Here is a 19,350-nt window from a genome sequence, read left to right on the forward strand (position 1 = left end):
GACGGTGAGCGCGTGGTGAGCCCTCGGTAAGCGGGCCCGGCGACGCTACTGCCATGACACAGCATCTCGCGAACAAGACGGTCCTCATCGTTGGCGCCAGCGTGGCCGGTCCCGCCCTCGCGTACTGGTTGCACCGGTACGGCTTCACCCCCACCATCGTGGAACTGGCCCCGGCGCTGCGGGAAGGCGGCTACAAGGTCGACCTGCGCGGCGTCGCGATGGACGTCGTCGACCGGATGGGCCTCACCCCGGACATCACCCGATACAGCACCCGGATGCGTGGCGGGGCGTGGGTGAACGAGGCCGGCAAGCCGCTCGCGACCCTGGGCCCCGACCTCATCGGCCTGCGCTCCCCCGGCGACGACGAGGTGCTGCGCGGTGACCTGGCCCGCATCGTGTACGACGCGACCAAGCACGGCGTCGAGTACCTGTTCGGCGACTCCATCACCGGCCTCACCCAGAGCGACGACGGCGTGATGGTCACCTTCGAGCGCTCCGCGCCGCGGATGTTCGACCTCGTGATCGGCGCCGACGGGCTGCACTCGAACCTGCGGGCCCGGGTCTTCGGCGACGAGGCGAAGTTCGTGCGGCCGCTCGGCATGCACGCGTGCGTGTTCACCGTGCCCAACCACCTCGGCCTCGACCGCTGGGAGCTGATCTACGCGACGCCGGGCAAGGTCGTGAACCTCTACAGCACCCGCCAGTCCGCCGCCAAGGCCCAGTTCATCTTCCCCAGCCCCGCCGTACTGCCCGACCGTCGCGACGTCGCGGCACAGCGGCGCCTGGTCGCCGAGACCTTCGCCGGCGCCGGTTGGGAGAGCGCCACCCTGCTGGCCGCCATGCCGCACTCCCCCGACTTCTACTTCGACTCCGCGAGCCAGGTCCATCTGGACCGCTGGTCGGCCGGGCGGGTGGCGCTGGTCGGGGACGCCGCGCACAGCCCGTCCCCGCTGTCCGGGCAGGGCACCAGTCTCGCCCTCGTCGGCGCGTACGTGCTGGCCGGCGAGTTGAAGGCCGCAGGTGGCGACCACCGGGTGGCGTTCGCCCGCTATCAGGAGGAGATGCGGGGATATGTCGACGTGAACCTCAGCCTTGGCGAGAGCAACGCCAAGCAGATGGTGGCCGGCAGCACCCGCCAGATCCGGATGCAGACCACCATGATGCGGCTGGTCAGCCGCCTGCCCTGGAAGGACCTGGCCCTGCGGCCGATCCTGAAGCCGCTCAACGCCGCCGCGAACGCCATCGCCCTCAAGAACTACTGAGTCGCCCCGAGCGCAGCAGGCGCGACAAGCCCAGGGCCGCGGTGCGTACGGCCGGAGCGAGCTGAGCCGGACGGAACCGCGCGCGCGGCACGGCCACCGACAGGGCCGCCACCGCCACCTGTCCGTCGAAAACCGGCGCCGCGATGCAACTGACACCCATCGCCGCTTCCTGCTCCTCGTAGGCCAGGCCCGACACCTGGGCCTGTTCGATGGCGGTGCGCAGGCGCACCGGGTCGGTGATCGAGTGCGGGGTGAGCCGGGCCAGCGGCCCAGCGAGCACCTGCTCGGTCAACTCGGCATCCGAGAAGGCCAGCAGCGCCTTTCCGACCCCGGTACAGGTAAGAGGGAGTCGGCCGCCGATGCGGGAGGGCAGCGGCAGGACGTCGTGGCCATGGATCCGCTCGACGTACACCACCTCATATCCCTCCCGGACCCCCAGGTGCACGGTCTCGCGGGTGGCCTCGAACAGATCCTGCAGGAACGGCAGCGCCGCCTCGCGCAGATCATGGCGGCGCGGCACCAGTGAGCCCAGTTCGAACAGTTTGCCGCCGAGCCGGTAGGTGTCCGCCTCCCGTTCCAGCAGGCCCAGGCGGACCAGATCCGCGCAGAGCCGGAACACCGTCGTCTTGGGCAGTGACGTACGAGCGGAAAGTTCTGTCATGCGGAACGACCCGCCGTCCGGCCGGTAGCAGTCCAAGATCGATACCGCCTTGTCGAGCATATTTCCCGCAGCGCTGTTCCGTGTCACGGAACATATTTTGCCGCCCCACTGACCGGTCGCCTATATCTGGGGGCACCCGGGCGCCCCAAGTGCCCGGCTCCCCCACCTTTTCTGGAGGTACCCGCAGTCATGAGCCTGCCCGATGCCGTGGCCAAGGTGGCGACCCTCCTGGCGGAGGCCGCCCTCACCGGTGTGGCCCACCCCCCGGTCCGCGACCTGTTGCCGGAGGCGGACATCGAGGCCGCCTACGCCGTGCAGCGGCTGAACGTCGAGCGCGGCCTGGCCGCGGGCCGACGGCCGGTCGGCCGCAAGATCGGCCTCACCTCCCCCGCCGTGCAGCGCCAGCTCGGGGTGGGGCAGCCGGACTTCGGTGTGCTGTTCGCCGACATGGCCGTGGCTGAGAGCGGCCAGATCGCCGCCGGCCGGCTCCTGCAACCGAAGGTCGAAGCGGAGGTGGCCCTGGTCCTGAACGAGGACCTGCCGCACCGTGACCCCACCGTCGCCGACCTGCTGCGGGCCACGGCGTTCGCGCTGCCCGCGCTGGAGATCGTCGACAGCCGCATCGCGAACTGGGACATCACCATCGTCGACACCGTCGCCGACAACGCCTCCAGCGGCCTGTTCGTCCTGGGCGGCACCCCCGTGCCGCTGGACCGGGTCGACCTGCGCGGCGTACGGATGAGCATGACCAAGAACGGCCAGACCGTCTCGGAAGGGACCGGCGCCGACTGCCTGGGCGGCCCCCTCAACGCCGCCCTGTGGCTGGCCGCCACGCTGGCCGGCCTGGGCGACCCGCTGCGGGCCGGCGACATCGTCCTCACCGGTGCTCTCGGGCCGATGGCGGTCGCCGCGCCGGGAGACGAATTCGTGGCACGGATCGAGGGCCTCGGCACGGTCGGGGTCGGCTTCGCGGCCTCGGAAGGAGTGAAGGCATGACCACCGCCACTGAGCGGACCAAGGTCGCGGTCATCGGCTCGGGCAACATCGGCACCGACCTGATGATCAAGATTCTGCGGCTGTCCGGGTCCCTGGAGATGGGGGCGATGGTCGGCATCGACCCGGACTCCGACGGTCTGGCTCGCGCGCGCCGCATGAAGGTCGCCACCACCCACGAGGGTGTGGACGGTCTGCTGGCCCTGGACGAGTTCGCCGACGTCCGCATCGTCTTCGACGCCACCTCGGCGGGCGCCCATCGCCGCAACGACCAGGTGTTGCGCGCCGCCGGTCGTACGGTGATCGACCTGACGCCGGCCGCCATCGGCCCGTACGTCGTCCCCCCGGTCAACCTGGACGCGCACCTGGACGCCGACAACGTCAACATGGTCACCTGCGGCGGCCAGGCCACCATTCCCGTCGTCGCCGCCGTCGCCGCCGTGACCCCGGTGCACTACGGGGAGATCGTGGCCTCGATCTCGTCGCGCTCGGCCGGCCCCGGAACCCGCGCCAACATCGACGAGTTCACCGAGACCACCGCCGCGGCCATCGAGAAGGTCGGCGGCGCGGCCCGGGGCAAGGCGATCATCGTCCTCAACCCCGCCGAGCCGCCGCTGATCATGCGGGACACCGTGCACTGCCTGGTCGGCGAGTGCGACGACGCCGCGGTGACCGCCTCGGTGGAGGAGATGGTCGCCCGGGTGCAGGCCTATGTACCGGGCTACCGCCTCAAGCAGAAGGTGCAGTTCGACCGCGTCGCCGCCGACGACCCGCTGCGCGCGCTGCTGCCGGCCGGCAGCCGGTCCGGCGAGGCGGCGAAGGTGTCGGTGTTCCTCGAGGTCGAGGGCGCCGCCCACTACCTGCCCGCTTACGCCGGCAACCTCGACATCATGACCTCGGCGGCGCTGCGTACCGCGGAACGTATCGCCGCGCACCGCTTCACGGAGGTGATCTCCCGATGACCGCTGACCTGTACGTCCAGGACGTGACCCTCAGGGACGGCATGCACGCCGTCCGCCACCGCTACACCGTGGAGCAGGCCCGCACCATCGCCGCCGCCCTGGACGCCGCCGGAGTCGCCGCGATCGAGATCGCCCACGGAGACGGCCTGTCCGGCTCCAGCATCACCTACGGCGTCGGCGCGCACACCGACTGGGAGTGGATCGAGGCCGTCTGCGACGTCGTCCGCGATGCCGTGCCGACCACTCTGCTGCTGCCGGGCATCGGCACCCTGCACGATCTGAAGCAGGCTCACGCGCTCGGCATCCGCTCGGTACGCGTCGCCACCCACTGCACCGAGGCCGACATCTCCGCCCAGCACATCGCGGCCGCCCGCGACCTGGGCATGGACGTCGCCGGTTTCCTCATGATGTCCCACATGGCCGAACCGGCCGAGCTCGCCCGGCAGGCGAAGCTGATGGAGTCGTACGGCGCCGCCTGCGTGTACGTGACCGACTCCGGCGGCCGGCTGACGATGGACGGCGTGCGCGACCGGTTCCGCGCCTACCGTGACGTGCTCGACGACCGCACCGAGGTGGGCATCCACGCCCACCACAACCTCGCGCTGGGCGTCGCCAACACCGTGGTCGCCGTCGAGAACGGCGCCAGGCGCGTCGACGCCTCGCTGGCCGGGCAGGGCGCCGGTGCCGGCAACTGCCCGCTGGAGGCGTTCGTCGCGGTCGCCGACCTCATGGGCTGGAAACACGGGTGCGATCTGTTCGAGCTGATGGACGCGGCCGACGACGTGGTCCGCCCGCTGCAGGATCGGGACGTGCGGGTGGACAGGGAGACCCTCACGCTCGGCTACGCCGGGGTGTACTCCAGCTTCCTGCGCCACGCCGAGGCCGCCGCGGCCCGTTACGGCCTCGACACGCGGGCCGTTCTGGTGGAGGTCGGACGGCGCAAGATGGTCGGCGGCCAGGAAGACATGATCACCGACATCGCTCTCGACCTGGCCGCGGCCCGCGACGCCGCGACCGCCTGACTCTCGCCGCGCCCAGCGCCGACGTGGTCCCTGCCCATGTCGGCGCTGAGCAGTCAAGGGCTCGTGCGTCTCGGGACGTCCCGGTCGTGGCAGCGCGCCGAAAATCGGACCTGAATATCGGTCACAAATCGGTACTGTCTAGACATCCAATCCATCGGCAGCATGGGACTCGATAAAACTGCTGCGAAAGAGTGACGGACCATGGGACAGACCAGCGTGACCACCAGCCCATCCCCGCAGGCCCGCAGGCCGGCGCCGGTGAGCGGGGCGACCTGCCCCAACGCCTCCCGCCGCGCCCACCGCGTGGGCCGGTGACCGGCCATGCCAATGGCAATCCTGCTCGCGCTGGCCGCCGCGGCCCTGTACGGCGCTTCTGACTTCCTCGGCGGGCTCCTGTCGCGCCGAGCCCACTACGGCCTGGTCGGGCTCATCGGACAATGCGCCGCCGCGGTCGGCGGTCTGACCGCCGCACTCGCCGTCGGCACTCACCCCACCCCGAGCGCGATCGCATGGGGGATGGCCGCCGGAATCGGCGGCGCGATCGGCACGCTGGCCCTGTATCGCGGCCTGTCACGGGGACAGATGAACGTGGCCGGGCCGCTGTCGGCCGTCGGCGCGGCGGGCCTGCCCATTCCCGTCGACCTGCTGTCCGGCCACGAGTTCACGACCCTCGCCCTCCTCGGCCTCGGCCTGGCCATCCCCGGGATCTGGCTGGTCTCCACGCAGTCGGGCGGACGCGGCTCCGGCGGCGTCGGCCCGGGGCTGCTCGCCGGGCTGGGCTTCGCCGCGCTGTTCATCTGCCTCGACCGGGCCGGCGACGGAGCGGGCCTGTGGCCGGTGGCGGCGAGTCAGCTCAGCGCCGTCGTCGTCCTGGCCGCGGCTCTGGCGGTGTTCGCGCTGGCCGGCAGGCGGTCCGGAGCCGACAACGCGACCCACCGGAAACCGCCGTGGGCCGCGCTCTGGACAGGAGTTCTGGGGGTCGGCGCCACGCTGATGTACTTCCTGGCCACCGGCCAGGGGACACTCGCCGTCTCGGCCGTCATCACCTCGCTCTACCCGGCCTTCACCGTCGCGCTGGCCACCGTCGTCCTGCGCGAGCGCACCAGCCCGGTGCACGCCGTGGGACTGCTCCTGTGCGCGGTCTCGGTCGGCGCCTTCGCCGCCGGATGACCGTAGTGGACAAGCGGGCGGCCGTTACCCTGCGACGGTGAGTACGGTGAATTCGAGCCTGGTACACGACCTGCTGGTGGACCTCGACCGGACCGGCACCACCCCGTTGCACCGCCAGATCGAGGCGGCTCTGCGCGACGCCATCCGCGCGGGCCGGCTGCGCCACGGGGCCTCTCTGCCGGCCTCCCGCCGCCTGGCCACCGAGCTCGGGGTCTCGCGGGGTGTCGTGGTCGGGGCCTACGACCAGCTCACCGCCGAGGGCTATCTCACCAGTACGCCCGGCTCCTACACCCGCGTGGCCGCCGTACCCGGGCAAACCACCCCCACTCCCGACCCGCCACCGTCCCCCGGCCCGCTCATCGACTTCGGGTACGGCCGCGCGGACCCGGCGAGCTTCCCCCGCGCCACCTGGCTCCGCTCACTGCGGCGGGTCCTCACCGACGCCCCACACGACCGGCTCAACTACGCCGACGGATACGGCCTGCCCGAACTGCGCACCGCCCTGGCCGACTACCTCAACCGCTCCCGCGGCACCTGCGCCGACCCCGCGCACGTGCTCATCACCAGCGGCTTCGCGCAGGCCGCCATGCTGATCACCAGCGTGCTGGCCCATCGCGGGGCGCGCCGCGTCGCCGTGGAGGACCCCTCCGCCCACGACGACATACGGCAGCACGCGCGCACGCACAACCTCGACCTTCTCGGCCTGCCGGTCGCCGAGCACGGCATCGACCTGGACGCCCTCGAACGCGGCGACGCCGACCTGGCCGTCCTCACCCCGTCGCACCAGTGGCCGCTCGGCGGCGTCCTGCCCGCCCGTAGCCGTATGCGGGCGGTTCAGTGGGCCCGCGCCCGTGGCGCCCTCATCCTGGAGGACGACTACGACGCCGAGTTCCGCTATGACCGCGCCCCCATCGGCGCCATGCAGGGCCTCGCTCCCGACGTGGTCATGTACGCCGGCTCGGCCAGCAAGACCCTCGCCCCGGGCCTCCGCCTCGGCTGGCTCGTGTTACCCCCGCACCTGGCCGACGCCGTCGCCGAGGCCAAGCTCCTGGCCGACCGCGGCTCACCGGCCATCGAGCAGCTCGCCTTCGCCGACTTCCTGCTGCGGGGCGAGTTCGACCGTCATCTGCGCCGCATGCGCCCCCTCTACCGGCGCCGCCGCGACCTCCTCCTCACCCGGCTGGCCCAGCAACTGCCCGACTTCGAACCCACCGGGATCGCGGCGGGCCTGCACGTCGTCGTCTGGCTCCCGGACGACCTCCAGGAGGAGGACGTAGTGGCGGCGGCCGCCGCCCAAGGCGTCCGCGTCGCCGGTGTCGCCCCCTACCGGCTGACCACACCGGGCCGCCAAGGCCTCATCCTTGGCTACACCAGCCTGAACGACAACCAGATCACCGACGGGGTCGCGGCCCTGGCGGCAGCAGTACGCCATATGCGCGCGGGCCTGAAACAAGCCGGTCCGACAGGAGGTCGGATCTTTGCATAAACAAGATCCGCATACCCGGCAGGCGCCTTTACAAAGTAAATCAAGACCTTTCGCCCATCTTTCCCATGCGTATTTCTCCACATTCCTTCGTTGAACCCAGCCGCTGCCGCACCCCGTACAACCGTGCGTCAACAGCTAAAAGAGCCTCACCCTCGAGGCATCTGAAAGGGTCATCATGACGAAGCGCACCCTCACCGTCCCCGGCCTGGTTCTCGGTACCATCCTGGTCGCCGGCGCCCTGGCACCCACCGCCGCGCAGGCGAGCACGAGCTCCGACGTCTACCTGGCCGCCTCGCTGCTGGGCAAGAACGAGGTGCCCGCGGCGGGTCAGAAAGTCGGCGACAAGAACGGCAGCGCGATCGCCGTATTCCATATCCACGGCAACCAGGTCGATTACGCCATCCGCTGGCAGAACGTCACCGCCCCGACCGCGTTCCACATCCACCAGGGCAAAGCCGGCAAGAACGGCGACGTCAAAATCCCGTTCTTCGGCGAGGCGCTGCCCGGCAGCCTCAGCGCCGTGAAGGGCACCGTCAAGGTCAGCGACTCCGGCCTGCTCAACCGGATCACCAGCAACCCCAAGAAGTGGTACGCCAACCTGCACACCAGCGAGTTCACCGGCGGCGCCGTTCGCGCCCAGCTTTACCGGATCCGCCCGGTGGCGCTCGAGTCGGTGCTGGCGAACGGCTCGCACTCCACGCTCACCGCGTCGGCCGACGGTCGCCAGGAGGTTCCGGCGCCCGGCACGAAGGTCGGCGACAAGGACGGGCGGGCCGCGTGGCTCGTCTGGGTGAAGGGCACCCAGGTGCACTTCGCCACCGCGTGGAAGAAGATCGCCGCGCCGACGAACGGGCACATCCACCGCGGCAAGAAGGGCAAGAACGGCCCGGTGGTCGTGGACTTCTTCAGTGCCGCCAACGGCCTGCCCGCCGGGATCAACGGCATCGCGGGCTCGGCGAGCACCTCCGCCAAGGTCGCCGGCGGGATCAAGCACAACCCGAAGAACTGGTACGTCAACCTGCACACCGGCGAGTTCCCCGGCGGCGCGGTGCGCGGCCAGCTCCACGGTGGCGGCTGGTAGGCCGATCCACACATCGCGCGGGCCGGCCGATCATGGCCGGCCCGCGCGATGTGCGTTTCGGCCAACCCTGCGGACCGCCACCACGGACCGTCAGCGCGGACCGTCAGCGCGGACCGTCAGCGCGGACCGTCAGCGCGGACCGTCAGCGCGGACCGTCAGCGCGGCCGGGCGGAGCGGCCGGGCGGAGCGGAGGCCGTCGAACACGATGCCCAGGGCTCGCTCCCGCAGGTCTCGATCCCAGCCGGCGCGCTCCGCGGCCAGCGTCATACCCGCCAGAATCGCCATCACCTCGGTGATGCCGGCATCGTCACGTACCGCACCCGCGCCCTGCGCTCGGGTCAGAAGCCCGCCGAAGGCCTGTACGAGCTTCCGCCCGCTCGCCGAAGTGGCCGCTTTCACATCGACACCGGCACGGACCAGCGTGTCGGCGAACGCCTTCTTCGTGGCCGCCTCCTCCACCATCCGCGTGAACAACCCGAAGAAGGCCGCACCGGCGTCCGCCGCGGACGCCAGCGCGTCCGCTTCCTCGGCCAGCCGCTCGTAACGACTGACGACGATCGCCTCGAACAGCGCTTCCTTGGTCGGGAAATGCCGGTAAATGGTGCCGACGCCGACTCCGGCGTGCCGGGCGACCTCCTCCATGGACGCGGACAGTCCCGCCGCGGCGAACACGGCCTCCGCCGAATCCAGGACGCGCGCCCGGTTGCGCCGGGCGTCGGCGCGCAGCGGTTTGGGGTCGGCCATCACGACGTCCGGACGTTGACAAGCGGAATCGATATTCCGTATCGTCTAAGCGGAATCACAATTCCGGATTCTACCAGGGGAGACACTGTGGACTACGTGACCATGGGCCGGTCCGGGCTGAAGGTCTCGCGAGCCTGCCTGGGGACGGTGAACTTCGGCACCGCCTGGGGACTCGGTGTCGGGGAGAGCGAGGCGCGGCCGATCATCGACGCCTTCCTGGACACCGGGCACAACGTCATCGACACCGCCGCCAACTACGCCGACGGCCAGGCCGAGGAGATCGTCGGCCGGGCGGTGCGCGGGAGGCGCGATTCGGTGGTGATCGCCACCAAGGCGTTCATGCCGCAGGGGCCGGGCCCCAACGACCGTGGGTTGTCCCGGGTTCATCTGACCCGCGCTCTCGAAGCGAGCCTGCGCCGGCTCGGCACCGACTACATCGACCTGTACCAATGCCACATGTGGGACGCCGACACGCCCATCGAGGAGACAATGGCCACGCTGGACGGCTTCGTACGTTCGGGCAAGGTCCGTTACCTCGGCTGCTCCAACTTCACGGCCGGTCAGATCGTCGAGGCGCAGTGGGCGGCCGAGCACTGCGGCGGCACGCCGTTCATCAGTCTGCAACCGCAGTACTCACTGCTCGCCCGGGACATCGAGGCCGAGATCCTGCCCGTCTGCGCCCGCCATGGCCTCGGCACCCTGGTGTGGGGCCCGCTGGGCGGCGGCGTCCTCGCCGGCCGCTACCGGCGGGACGCCGCTCCGGAGCCGGGAACCCGGATGGGCCGCCTGCTGGCCAGCGGCCGGCCGGCGGCGCGCGAGTGGGCCGCCGGCCAGCTCACCGAACGGAACTTCGGCATCGCCGAGGAGGTCACCAAGATCGCCGCCGAGCTCGGCACGACCCCCGCCGCGGTCGCGCTGGCCTGGGTTCGCGGCCGTCCCCATGTGACGACCGTGATCGTCGGCCCCCGCACCATGGAGCAGTACGAGCAGAACCTGGCCGGCCTTCATCTGACCCTGCCCGGGGAGCTGGTGGCCCGCCTCGACGAGGTCTCCGGTCCGGTGCCGGCCGCCGTCACCGGACACACAGCTCGCCGCTGAGGGGGCGACCCGCCCTCGGCGCACGTTCTGGGCGATGGATACGGTGTGTCGGATGCTTACGGTAGTGACGGCGTTCACCCCCATCTGGATCATCGGCGCCCTCGGCTGGCTGACCGGGCGTTTCCGGGTGGCGAGCGGGCAGTTCCAGCAGGCGCTCACGGGATTCACCTTCACCATCGCCATGCCCGCCGTGCTGTTCACCACGCTCAGCCGGACGCCGCTGAGCCAGATCCAGCCGCGACCGCTGCTCGCCTTCGCGATCAGCACCGTCCTGGTCGGCCTGCTCGCGCTGGTGACGCTCCGGGGCAAGCTGCCCGACCGGGTGATCGGCGCGATGTCGTCGGCCTACGTCAACGCGGGCAACCTCGGCATCCCCATCGGCCTGTACGTCCTGCACGACGCGACCTTCGTGGTGTCGGTCCTGATCTTCCAGGTGCTGGTGATGTCTCCGCTGATCTTCCTGGGCCTGGGCGTCGAACGCTCGTCGCTGCTGGCCCCACTGCGGATGCCGATCGTGGTGGCCTCGGTACTCGGCCTGGCCATGTCCGCCCTCGGCTGGCGGCTGCCCGAACCCGTGATGCGACCGCTGGACCTGCTCGGCGGCGCGGCGGTGCCCTTGGCGCTGTTCGCGCTGGGCATGTCGCTGAACGGCTCGGCCGTCGCCTGGCGCCGGGTCGCCCCGGTGGTGACGCTCAAGCTGCTGGTCCAGCCGCTGATCGCCTTCCTGGCCGGGCGCTACCTGCTGCACCTCGAGGGCCACGCGCTGTTCGCGGCCGTCCTGTTCGCCGGGCTGCCCACCGCGCAGAACACCTACGTCTACGCCGCCGAGTACGGCCGGCCCACCGAACTGCCCCGCGACACCATCCTGGTCTCCAGCGTCCTGTCGCTGGTCACCCTCTCGGTGATCGCCCTGCTGGGCGGGATCTCGGGCCCCCTCGCGCCGGGCGGTCGCTGACCGGCGATCTTTGCGATAGAAGGTACTCGTGAGGAGACTTCTGCGCCTGTTGACCGCCCCGCTGCTCATCGCGACCCTCGTCCTGACCGGCACTCCCGCCCGCGCCGACACCGACCCGGTGCTGGCCGCCCAGTGGCAGCTCGCATGGGACACCTACCGGTTCTACGAGCACCTGACCGGGCCCCTTCCTGTGGACGGCCGGACCGCGGCCACCCGTGACCTCTCGATCGACATCGACGCCCCCATCGACCACGTCTTCGCGGCGTACTCCGACATCAACCACCACATCGGCCTGCATCCCTTCCTGAAGCGCGTCGCCACCCACGCCGACTACGTCCAGGACGGCCTGCGCTACGTCAACTTCACGGCCGTCGAGGACGTCCCGGTCACCGACGGGGTGCCCATCACCGTCAACACGCACGCCCAGCAGCGCATCCACGGCGCGGACTATTTCTACGAGACCGACACCTGGACCATGCCCAACGTCGTCACCCACCAGGTGATCGTCTTCACCGATCTGGGCGGCGGCCACACCCGGGTGACCGAGCACCTCACGTTCGAGGCGAACGTCCTGCTCATCGACTTCACCGTGACGAACGGCGTCTCCTCCCACCAGCAGACCCAGGTGGCGTTGAAGGAGGCGATCGAGAGCGGCCGGCTTTGACTGAGATCCAAGAATCCCCTAATTTCCTATTGCTTTTGTGGGGAATTTAGCGCAGGATCTGGACTGTGAAGAGCAGCGAGCTTCTGGTGGCTCGCCTCCACGTCGATCTCAGACGGCAGGCGAGCGCGCTCTGTGCCATGCGGTGACCTCCGGGTCCCGCTCCCCGTCTCCCCTTTTCACACTCCACCATCTCAGGAGCGCTTCAGCATGCCCACGACCAGCATTCTGACCGTCAATCGCGTGGCCGGGCACATCGGTGCCGAGATCACCGGCATCGACCTCGCCCATCCCCTGGACCCCTCCACCGTCGAGGAGATCCGCCAGGCCCTGTTCACCCACAAGGTGGTCTTCTTCCGTGGCCAGACCCTCGACCACGCCGGCCAGATCGCCTTCGCCCGCCAGTTCGGCGAGCTGACCCATGCCCACCCGCACGAGGACACCCCGCCGGAGGATCACCCGCAGATCCTCACCATCGACCCGCGCCGCTACGAGGAGCGATACGGCCCCGACTACCGCGAGCTGAACCGCAAGCGGCGCTACTCCTACAACTCCGGCTGGCACACCGACGTCACCGCCGCCGTCAACCCGCCGGCCGCCTCAATCCTGCGGGCCGAGACCGTGCCGGCGTTCGGCGGCGACACCCAATGGACCAACCTGGTCGCCGCGTACGAGGGCCTGTCCGCGCCGCTGCGGGCGTTCGTGGACGGCCTGCGCGCCGAGCACCGCTTCCTGGCCGGATATCGACCGGCCGAGAACGACGGCAAGCTCGTCAAACGGATCAACGACAACCTGCTGGTCTCCGTCCACCCCGTGGTGCGGGTGCATCCCGAGACCGGCGAACGGGCGCTGTTCGTCAACCCCGGCTTCACCGATCACATCGTCGGCCTGTCCGCCGTGGAGAGCCGCCGCGTGCTGGACCTGCTGTACGAGCAGATCACCCGTCCCGAGTACACCGTCCGGTTCCGCTGGCAGCCGGGCAGTCTGGCCTTCTGGGACAACCGGGCCACCGCCCACCTCGCTCCGTCCGACCTCGACCACCTGGACGTCCAGCGCACCCTCCACCGGGTCACCCTGATCGGTGACCGGCCCGTGGGTCCCGACGGCTTCGTGTCCGAGATCGTCGCCGGTCGGGAGTTCAGGGCCGAGTCCCTCGTCGTCGCCTGACGGCCCGAGAGCGTGCGGGCGTGATCGGGGCCGCGCCCGCACGCGCTCTGTTATCCGTCTCGTCGACCGGCCCACGGGAGCCGGCCCTGAGTGACGGCGAGGACGGCGCCGACGAGGAGCACCGCCGCTCCCACCGCCTGCACCGTGCCGAACGACTCCCCCAGGAACAGGGCCGAGCAGGTGGTCCCGACCACGGGCACGAGGAACATCATGATCGACGCGGAGGCGGGGCCGACGGCGTGGATGCCCCGGTAGTAGAGCAGATTGGCCACCGCGGTCGGACCGAGCGCGACAAAAACGACGTTCAGCCAGACGTGGGCGGGCACGTTCTGCCAGGCGACGTCGACGGCCGATGGCACGCTGTACACCGCCAGCAGCACCGCCCCGCTCAGCGTCGCGTACGTCGTCGCCTCCAGCGGTTCGATCCCCGCGAGCACGCGGCGCCCCGCCAGCGTGAACGCCGCCCAGCAGCAGGCGCTGAGCAGGAAGAGCAGGTCCCCGGCGAGCCGGCCCTGCCCACCGCCCGCCGCCCCGCCCGAACCCGCGAAGAAGATCAGCGCACCGGCCGCGCCGACGGCCAGACCCGCCACGCGCGCCGGGGACGCCTTCTCCTTCCCCGTCAGCAACAGGAAGGTCGTCGTCAGCACGGGGCTCATGACCGGCACGATGGTGCTCCCGTCGATCGCCGGCGCGAGCGACAACCCCCAGAAGAACAGCACGTTGTACACGAAGACACCGAGCACACCCGCGCCGGCCGCCCGCGCCCGGTCCCGCCAGGACGCCCGCCGGGCCTCGCCGCCCCGGCGGAAGAGTCGCAGGGCGATCAGCAGAGCCACGGCCCCACCGCCGAACCGCAACGCCGCCACCACAGGGTGCGGCAGGTAATCGACGATCACCTTGGAGCTGCCGAAGCCACTCCCCCACAGCAACATGGTCGTTCCCAGCAGCAAGTACGGCCTCGTCCGTACAGGGTCACTCGTTGCCGTGCTCACCATGAGGTCACCTCCGTCACATGCCGCCGCCCTCGGCGGCAGTGACCAGCCTGCGCCGAAGCCGGTATGCCGGTCTTGTACGCTCGTGCACTCAGTGAGGAGCCGAACGGAGGTGACGAGGAGTTGAGCGGCGCGGCCGGCGAATGGACCCGTTACTGGCGTTCGCCCGACAAGCCGCTGGAGGCCATGTACGCGCATTTCCTGCGCCATCGCTACCACCGGCACAGCCACGAGACCTACTCCTTCGGCGTCACCGAGCACGGCGCGCAGACCTTCACCTGCCGCGGCGCCGGGCACACGAGCTCGGCCGGCATGGTGATGGTCTTCAACCCCGACGAGGTCCACGACGGGCACGCGGCCCACGAGCTGGGCTTCATGTACCGGATCGTGCACATCGGCCATGAACTGATCGCCGACGTGCTCGCGGACGTGACCGGGCGTCCGGCGGGGCTGCCGCTGTTCGCGGCCCCGGTCCTGGACACGCCTGTCCTGGCGGCGCGCCTACGCGACCTTCACACCGCCCTGCTGCGGGGCGCAACCCCGCTTGAGCGCGACGAACTCCTCTCCTCCGCGATCACCGCCTTCGTACACGTGGCGGCGCGAACACCGCCCCCGCCGCCCGCCGCGCTCCACTCGCCCGCCATCACGCGGCTGGCGGCGAAGGCGCGCGAGCTCATCCACGACCGCTACGCCGAGCCGATCAGCGCCGACGACCTCGCTGCCTGGACCGATGCCAGCCGGTACGCGGTCTACCGGGCCTTCCGCGCCGCCTACGGGGTGACGCCGAGCGAGTACCAGCGCCAACTGCGACTGCGCGCCGCCCGCCGCCTTCTCGGCCAGGGGCATCCCGCGGCCCGCGTCGCCGGCGAGACCGGATTCACCGACCAGGCCCATCTCACCCGCTGGTTCACCCGCTCGTACGGGGTCACGCCCACGCGGTACCGCCTGTCGACCGGCCGAGATCAGCCGACCGCGTGACCACTGCACGGTTCTGAGCAGCGGCCAGGCGACCGGGCCACCGGCGGCGTTCACCCCAGGGGAAGGAAGCCATGAGGACATGTCGCTATGGCCGCCTGCGGTGCTGGCCGAAACGATGAGGGAACCCCTGATACGGATCGACCGCCTCGACCACCTGCCGAAGGCCGCGCATGCCGTGCCCGGCAGCGCTGACCTCTGCCTGATCAGCGCTGCCCCGCTGGAGCAGGTCATGGCCGAGTCTTACCGAAGGCTTGTCGAGGTTTCTGGTTGCCCGTTAATCGCCGTCCTCCTCGATTCAGAACAGCCCTGTGCCCGGCTTCATGTCGCCTCCCCCGTGACAGGGCGTTTGGCTATGGTGAGCGCGCTGTCCGTACAGGAGACGATAGTGAGCTCGAGCGGCGTAACGTGCCCTTGGGGAAAAGTGATCTGGATGCGGTCATCCCCCTCAGATCGCCAGCGGCCGACCATCGGCCGTGGACGATCGTCCGGGCCGGGACGAAGCTCGACGAATGTCCCGTCCGCCCGGAACTCCAGCCCTCGCCGCCCTCGCCGCGAGGGAGGGAACGAGTAGTCATAGGGCCGGTACACCGCCGTGGTCTCGGTGTCCTCCTCGTGGGAGTGGAGCCAGGCACCGATGATGTCCAGCGGTGTACAGCTCACTCGTCGGCCTCCCTCGGGTGCTTGTCGTAACCGGTCATCCGCTTGAACGGCCGGTGACCATGCCGAGCGCCGAGCGGACGTCGTTCAGGATCTCCCTGGTCAACCGCTCGGTGTCGTGAAGTAGCCGCTCCACTTCTCCGTTGTGCGCGGGGTGGGCCCCGTTGTGACCCACCGAGGCAGGCACCCGCACCTCCTGCGCGACCAGGAACGAGGCTCTCGTCCCCTCCAGGCAGGCGTTCATCCGCGTGCCCTGACCTTTGGTGAACATGAACATGGACACGTCGTCGGTGTAGTCCATGTAGTTCATGAACATGTCACCATCGGGCGCGTTGCCGCAGGTGACGCGCGGGAAGGTGGGGACTCCCGTGTTTGAGCCCGCCTGGTTGGGCGTATCGGCCACCTTGTCGTCGGTGGTGCACCCGCCATCATCGTCGCCCCAGATGTGGTAGAGGTTCAGCCAGTGGCCAATCTCGTGCGTCGCGGTACGGCCGCCATCGAAGGGAGGCGTCGCTGTGCCCGTGGTCCCGAAGGCGGAGTGGAGGATGACCACGCCGTCGGTCTGCGGCGGACCGCCGGGGAACTGCGCATAGCCGAGGAGGCCGCCCCCCCAGCTGGCAGACCCATAGGTTGAGGTATTGATCGCTCGGCCATGGATCGGCGCCTCCGGTGGCGCTGGCCTTCACGGCGTCGTCCCAGGTGAAGCTGGGCTGATCGGTCTCGACCCGGATGATCCCGTCAGTCGGCTCACCATTCGGATCCCGCGTCGCAAGCTGGAACTCGATCTGAGCGTCTGTCACCAGCGGCTTCCACACCTGCGGTACTTTCCCCACATCGGGGTTTTTCGCGCGGAAGTCCTGGTTGAGAACGGTGATCTGGCTGTGGACCTGCTCGTCGCTGATGTTCTGCTCTGGCACCTTCGGGTTGTGGACCACGTGGACCACGACCGGCAAGGTGACCGCGTCGGTGCGTACGGGAGCGCGCCGTTCACGCTCGTACCGAAGCGCCCGATTCTCGATCACATTGCGCCGGGCACGGTAGGTCATGCTCTCGTTGAGCAGTTTGCGATGCACGAGCATGGTGCCGCACAGATCACGGGTCGGCGGCTGTGGAGCGCTGTATTCGGACATGGAAATCCTCCCATAGTCGAATAGGAGCACTTCACCTCATTTGAGCGAGCGAGAGCACTCCTAGGCGCGTTGGAACGCTTTGCACCTTTCGTACCCACGCCCAGATTCTCTTCAAGCTCATAAAGTCACAAATAACCACATAACGAGACCATTGCCACCCGGTCATTCACGGAACGGAGTCTCCGGAACAATGCCCGAAAATCGGGCTTAATATGGCACGGCGCCAACATGACCCGCAACACGTGCGCGACTCCCGACCTGCCTACCGTGACCTCGCAGCACAGTCACAGTAGCGGTGACGGCTGCCGCGGCTCCTCCTCAGGCCTCACATGCTGTCCGCGCGCGAGATGCTGCTGCAGCTCGATGTGCCGGAACTGGTAGTAAGGCCCCTCTGCGCGCAGCAGGCCCAGACGGTGAGCGTCGTCCAGGAAGTTCATGGCCCGCAGGGGCAGCATCCCCTTGGTGGCCAGGCGAGGTACCGTCAGGTTGTAGGCCAGCCAGGCGTGGTGGCTGCCCAACATGAGCCCGACCAGCAGTCCGAGCGACAGGCCGCCCACGATCGCCATAGGCAGGTGTACCTTCAGCGAGATGGCCCCAGCCACCATGAGCCCGAGCACGAGCCCGCCGATGATCCGGACGACAGTCAGTTTCCTGTCGGCCTGCCAGGTCGAGCGGGGGGATCTTCCGGTTGCCGTGGTGGCGGGGCGCTCGACCCAGCGGATCAGGCCGAGCACAACGAGGAACCCGACGCCGGACAACAGGCCAATTTCAATCGCGCCCTCCCAGATGACCTCCGGCCCTCCCATCCGGTTGCTCCTGAGCCAGGCGACGAGAGCCCCCAAGGCTCCGAACAGAGCCCCCAAAGCTCCGACGAGAAGCCCTTGCCCAAGGACGCGGAGAACCTCGGAGAGCCTGCCGCGGAGCTGGAAGTCGGCGTGGCCCGGCGACTCGGTGAACCAGGATCCAGTCATGATCATGACTGCGAGCGCGGACAGCAGGCCGATCCCCGCGCTGGCGTCGGGGCGTGCCAGCAGCGTGAAGGCCAGCCCGACCACTACTCCGATCACGACGCCGGCCCACACCCGGACCAGACGGCTGGGCGTGTGGCGAGCCAGGTGCCACCACGCCATGTCGAGCGAGTCCTCCCCTCTGAGCGTGAGCTGCCGGGACAGGTACGTGAGCCAGCGGCTGACCTGATCCGAGGTCCACGCGTACTGCGGCCGGAAGACCCCTGCCCGGCCGCGGACCGGCGGCCGCGCGCTCACCAGGGCGGGGATGAGCTGATCGCACAGATGATCGTGCAGCTCTGCCGCGCTGCCGCGCCCGAGCTCCAGCAGCGGCGTCGGATTCACCCGCGGTGCGATGTAGGTGGCACGGACCAACCAGAGCCCCAGAGAGGTCGAGGCGACCTTGGACAGGGCTGGGGCCGCGCCCGTACCCAGCGCCTCCAGGACCTTGGGCCAGACGGGGTGGGGCACGGGGGGAAGGCACGCCCGCAGGTAGTCGGTCGCCGCGACGGGGGATATGGGCTGCGGCTCGATGACCGCCGTCGCTGTGATGACATCGCCGATCTCCTCAACGGCCTCGGCGAACTGCGTCGTGCGGCAGGTGAGGATGAGCTGGTCGGTCTCGAACATCCCGCGGTTGAGCGCGGTGAGCATGGCCGCGCGGGCGGCCTCCGGCAACTCGTCCAGCCCGTCGATGACGGGCAGCACTTCACCGCGGGCCACGAGCGTCTCCGGGATGTCGGGACCGAGGCGCTCGGCGCGCAGCGCGGGATAGTCCGTCGCCAGACTCGCGGCCAGCCAGTCCTGCAGCCGCGGATGTACACGGTCGTCCCAACGCGCGGCCGACAGCAGCACCGGGACGGGCTCCTTCCGCTGCCGCGTGCGCAGTAGTTCGAGCACCAGTTGCACGGCCAGGGTCGTCTTCCCAGTGCCAGGACCGCCCAGAATGATCAACCGGCGGCGTCGCAGCGCACGGAAGTTGCGCGCGATGCCCGCCATGTGCACGTCCAGGCCGGGGAAGGCCACGGCGCCCTTGGCGTTGATCTCGGGATGGTCGGCCAGCTCGCGGCGTTCGGTCGAGCGCCAGGCCAGCGGCATGGGCGCGGGATCGCCCAGTCCGCACAGGACCGTCTCGTCGCGCCACTGCTGAGCCACCAAGCCGGCAAGGATGTCCTTCGCGGTGCGGATCTCGTCGGGCGTCGGCGCAGGCGCAGGCGCACCACGCTTGCGCCACCAGGACAGGTACCGCATCAGGTCGTTGCCCAGCGTGAGCGCGCTGCCCGCCGCCGCCATGGCAGAGGCGGTTCCGATCATTATCCCCGCT

At 69.8% G+C, this 19,350-nt stretch carries 19 protein-coding genes; 13 read left to right on the top strand and 6 right to left on the bottom strand.

The genetic code is table 11. The features are described 5' to 3' along the window. Positions 1-53: 53 nt before the first annotated feature. Positions 54-1,262 carry an FAD-dependent monooxygenase gene (locus AB0B91_RS24710; RefSeq protein ID WP_358323813.1) on the top strand — a complete coding sequence of 403 codons (1,209 nt, stop codon included), beginning with the start codon at positions 54-56 and terminating at the stop codon, positions 1,260-1,262. On the opposite strand, the gene AB0B91_RS24715 is transcribed toward AB0B91_RS24710, so the two are convergent. Further along, positions 1,249-2,010: an IclR family transcriptional regulator gene (locus AB0B91_RS24715; protein WP_358323816.1), complete on the bottom strand. Its 762-nt coding sequence runs from the start codon at positions 2,008-2,010 to the stop codon at positions 1,249-1,251. The genes AB0B91_RS24710 and AB0B91_RS24715 overlap by 14 nt on opposite strands. A gap of 102 nt (positions 2,011-2,112) precedes the next feature. Here AB0B91_RS24715 and mhpD point away from each other — a divergent pair, with 102 nt between their 5' ends. The 6 genes from mhpD to AB0B91_RS24745 all read left to right on the top strand — a co-directional run bounded on the left by mhpD (position 2,113) and on the right by AB0B91_RS24745 (position 8,637). Then, complete coding sequence (gene mhpD / locus AB0B91_RS24720) at positions 2,113-2,919, top strand: 2-keto-4-pentenoate hydratase (RefSeq protein ID WP_358323819.1); 807 nt, start codon at positions 2,113-2,115, stop codon at positions 2,917-2,919. Further along, entirely contained in the window at positions 2,916-3,878 is a 963-nt protein-coding gene (locus AB0B91_RS24725; protein WP_358323822.1) for an acetaldehyde dehydrogenase (acetylating), read from the top strand. Before mhpD ends, AB0B91_RS24725 begins: the two co-directional genes overlap by 4 nt. Further along, positions 3,875-4,900: a 4-hydroxy-2-oxovalerate aldolase gene (dmpG, locus tag AB0B91_RS24730; RefSeq protein ID WP_358323825.1), complete on the top strand. Its 1,026-nt coding sequence runs from the start codon at positions 3,875-3,877 to the stop codon at positions 4,898-4,900. Before AB0B91_RS24725 ends, dmpG begins: the two co-directional genes overlap by 4 nt. Positions 4,901-5,221: 321 nt before the next feature. Then, a complete protein-coding gene (locus tag AB0B91_RS24735; RefSeq protein ID WP_358323828.1) occupies positions 5,222-6,070 on the top strand; it encodes an EamA family transporter in 849 nt (282 codons plus the stop codon). 37 nt (positions 6,071-6,107) lie between these two features. Next, on the top strand, positions 6,108-7,556 hold the full coding sequence (locus tag AB0B91_RS24740) for a PLP-dependent aminotransferase family protein (RefSeq protein WP_358323831.1): 1,449 nt from the start codon (positions 6,108-6,110) through the stop codon (positions 7,554-7,556). Positions 7,557-7,731: 175 nt separating this feature from the next. Beyond that, positions 7,732-8,637, top strand: coding sequence for a CHRD domain-containing protein (locus AB0B91_RS24745; RefSeq protein ID WP_358323834.1), 906 nt, complete (start codon positions 7,732-7,734; stop codon positions 8,635-8,637). A gap of 129 nt (positions 8,638-8,766) precedes the next feature. On the opposite strand, the gene AB0B91_RS24750 is transcribed toward AB0B91_RS24745, so the two are convergent. Further along, on the bottom strand, positions 8,767-9,381 hold the full coding sequence (locus tag AB0B91_RS24750; RefSeq protein WP_358323837.1) for a helix-turn-helix domain-containing protein: 615 nt from the start codon (positions 9,379-9,381) through the stop codon (positions 8,767-8,769). Positions 9,382-9,468: 87 nt separating this feature from the next. Here AB0B91_RS24750 and AB0B91_RS24755 point away from each other — a divergent pair, with 87 nt between their 5' ends. From AB0B91_RS24755 to AB0B91_RS24775, 5 genes are all read left to right on the top strand, one after another. Next, a complete protein-coding gene (locus AB0B91_RS24755) occupies positions 9,469-10,479 on the top strand; it encodes an aldo/keto reductase (protein ID WP_358323840.1) in 1,011 nt (336 codons plus the stop codon). A 52-nt stretch (positions 10,480-10,531) separates the two neighbouring features. After that, on the top strand, positions 10,532-11,434 hold the full coding sequence (locus AB0B91_RS24760; protein WP_358323843.1) for an AEC family transporter: 903 nt from the start codon (positions 10,532-10,534) through the stop codon (positions 11,432-11,434). 28 nt (positions 11,435-11,462) lie between these two features. Further along, positions 11,463-12,098 carry a hypothetical protein gene (locus AB0B91_RS24765; protein ID WP_358323846.1) on the top strand — a complete coding sequence of 212 codons (636 nt, stop codon included), beginning with the start codon at positions 11,463-11,465 and terminating at the stop codon, positions 12,096-12,098. Between the two features lie 65 nt (positions 12,099-12,163). Further along, entirely contained in the window at positions 12,164-12,244 is an 81-nt protein-coding gene (locus AB0B91_RS24770; protein WP_355451062.1) for a putative leader peptide, read from the top strand. A gap of 61 nt (positions 12,245-12,305) precedes the next feature. Next, positions 12,306-13,262 (top strand): TauD/TfdA family dioxygenase, encoded by a 957-nt coding sequence (locus AB0B91_RS24775; RefSeq protein ID WP_358323849.1) that lies wholly within the window; start codon positions 12,306-12,308, stop codon positions 13,260-13,262. A 50-nt stretch (positions 13,263-13,312) separates the two neighbouring features. On the opposite strand, the gene AB0B91_RS24780 is transcribed toward AB0B91_RS24775, so the two are convergent. Beyond that, positions 13,313-14,257: a DMT family transporter gene (locus AB0B91_RS24780; protein ID WP_358323851.1), complete on the bottom strand. Its 945-nt coding sequence runs from the start codon at positions 14,255-14,257 to the stop codon at positions 13,313-13,315. 72 nt (positions 14,258-14,329) lie between these two features. Between AB0B91_RS24780 and AB0B91_RS24785 the strand changes: the two genes are divergently transcribed. After that, complete coding sequence (locus AB0B91_RS24785; protein ID WP_358323854.1) at positions 14,330-15,232, top strand: AraC family transcriptional regulator; 903 nt, start codon at positions 14,330-14,332, stop codon at positions 15,230-15,232. 694 nt (positions 15,233-15,926) lie between these two features. Here AB0B91_RS24785 and AB0B91_RS24790 read toward each other — a convergent pair. From AB0B91_RS24790 to AB0B91_RS24800, 3 genes are all read right to left on the bottom strand, one after another. Further along, the gene (locus tag AB0B91_RS24790; protein ID WP_358324860.1) at positions 15,927-16,436 is read right to left on the bottom strand and encodes a M43 family zinc metalloprotease; all 510 of its coding nucleotides are present in this window, start codon (positions 16,434-16,436) and stop codon (positions 15,927-15,929) included. Next, complete coding sequence (locus tag AB0B91_RS24795; RefSeq protein ID WP_358324904.1) at positions 16,318-17,019, bottom strand: hypothetical protein; 702 nt, start codon at positions 17,017-17,019, stop codon at positions 16,318-16,320. Before AB0B91_RS24795 ends, AB0B91_RS24790 begins: the two co-directional genes overlap by 119 nt. A 284-nt stretch (positions 17,020-17,303) precedes the next feature. After that, positions 17,304-19,340, bottom strand: coding sequence for an NACHT domain-containing protein (locus AB0B91_RS24800; protein WP_358323856.1), 2,037 nt, complete (start codon positions 19,338-19,340; stop codon positions 17,304-17,306). Between the last annotated feature and the right edge of the window lie 10 nt (positions 19,341-19,350).

Source organism: Nonomuraea sp. NPDC049141, from assembly GCF_040648415.1.
Lineage (GTDB): Bacteria > Actinomycetota > Actinomycetes > Streptosporangiales > Streptosporangiaceae > Nonomuraea.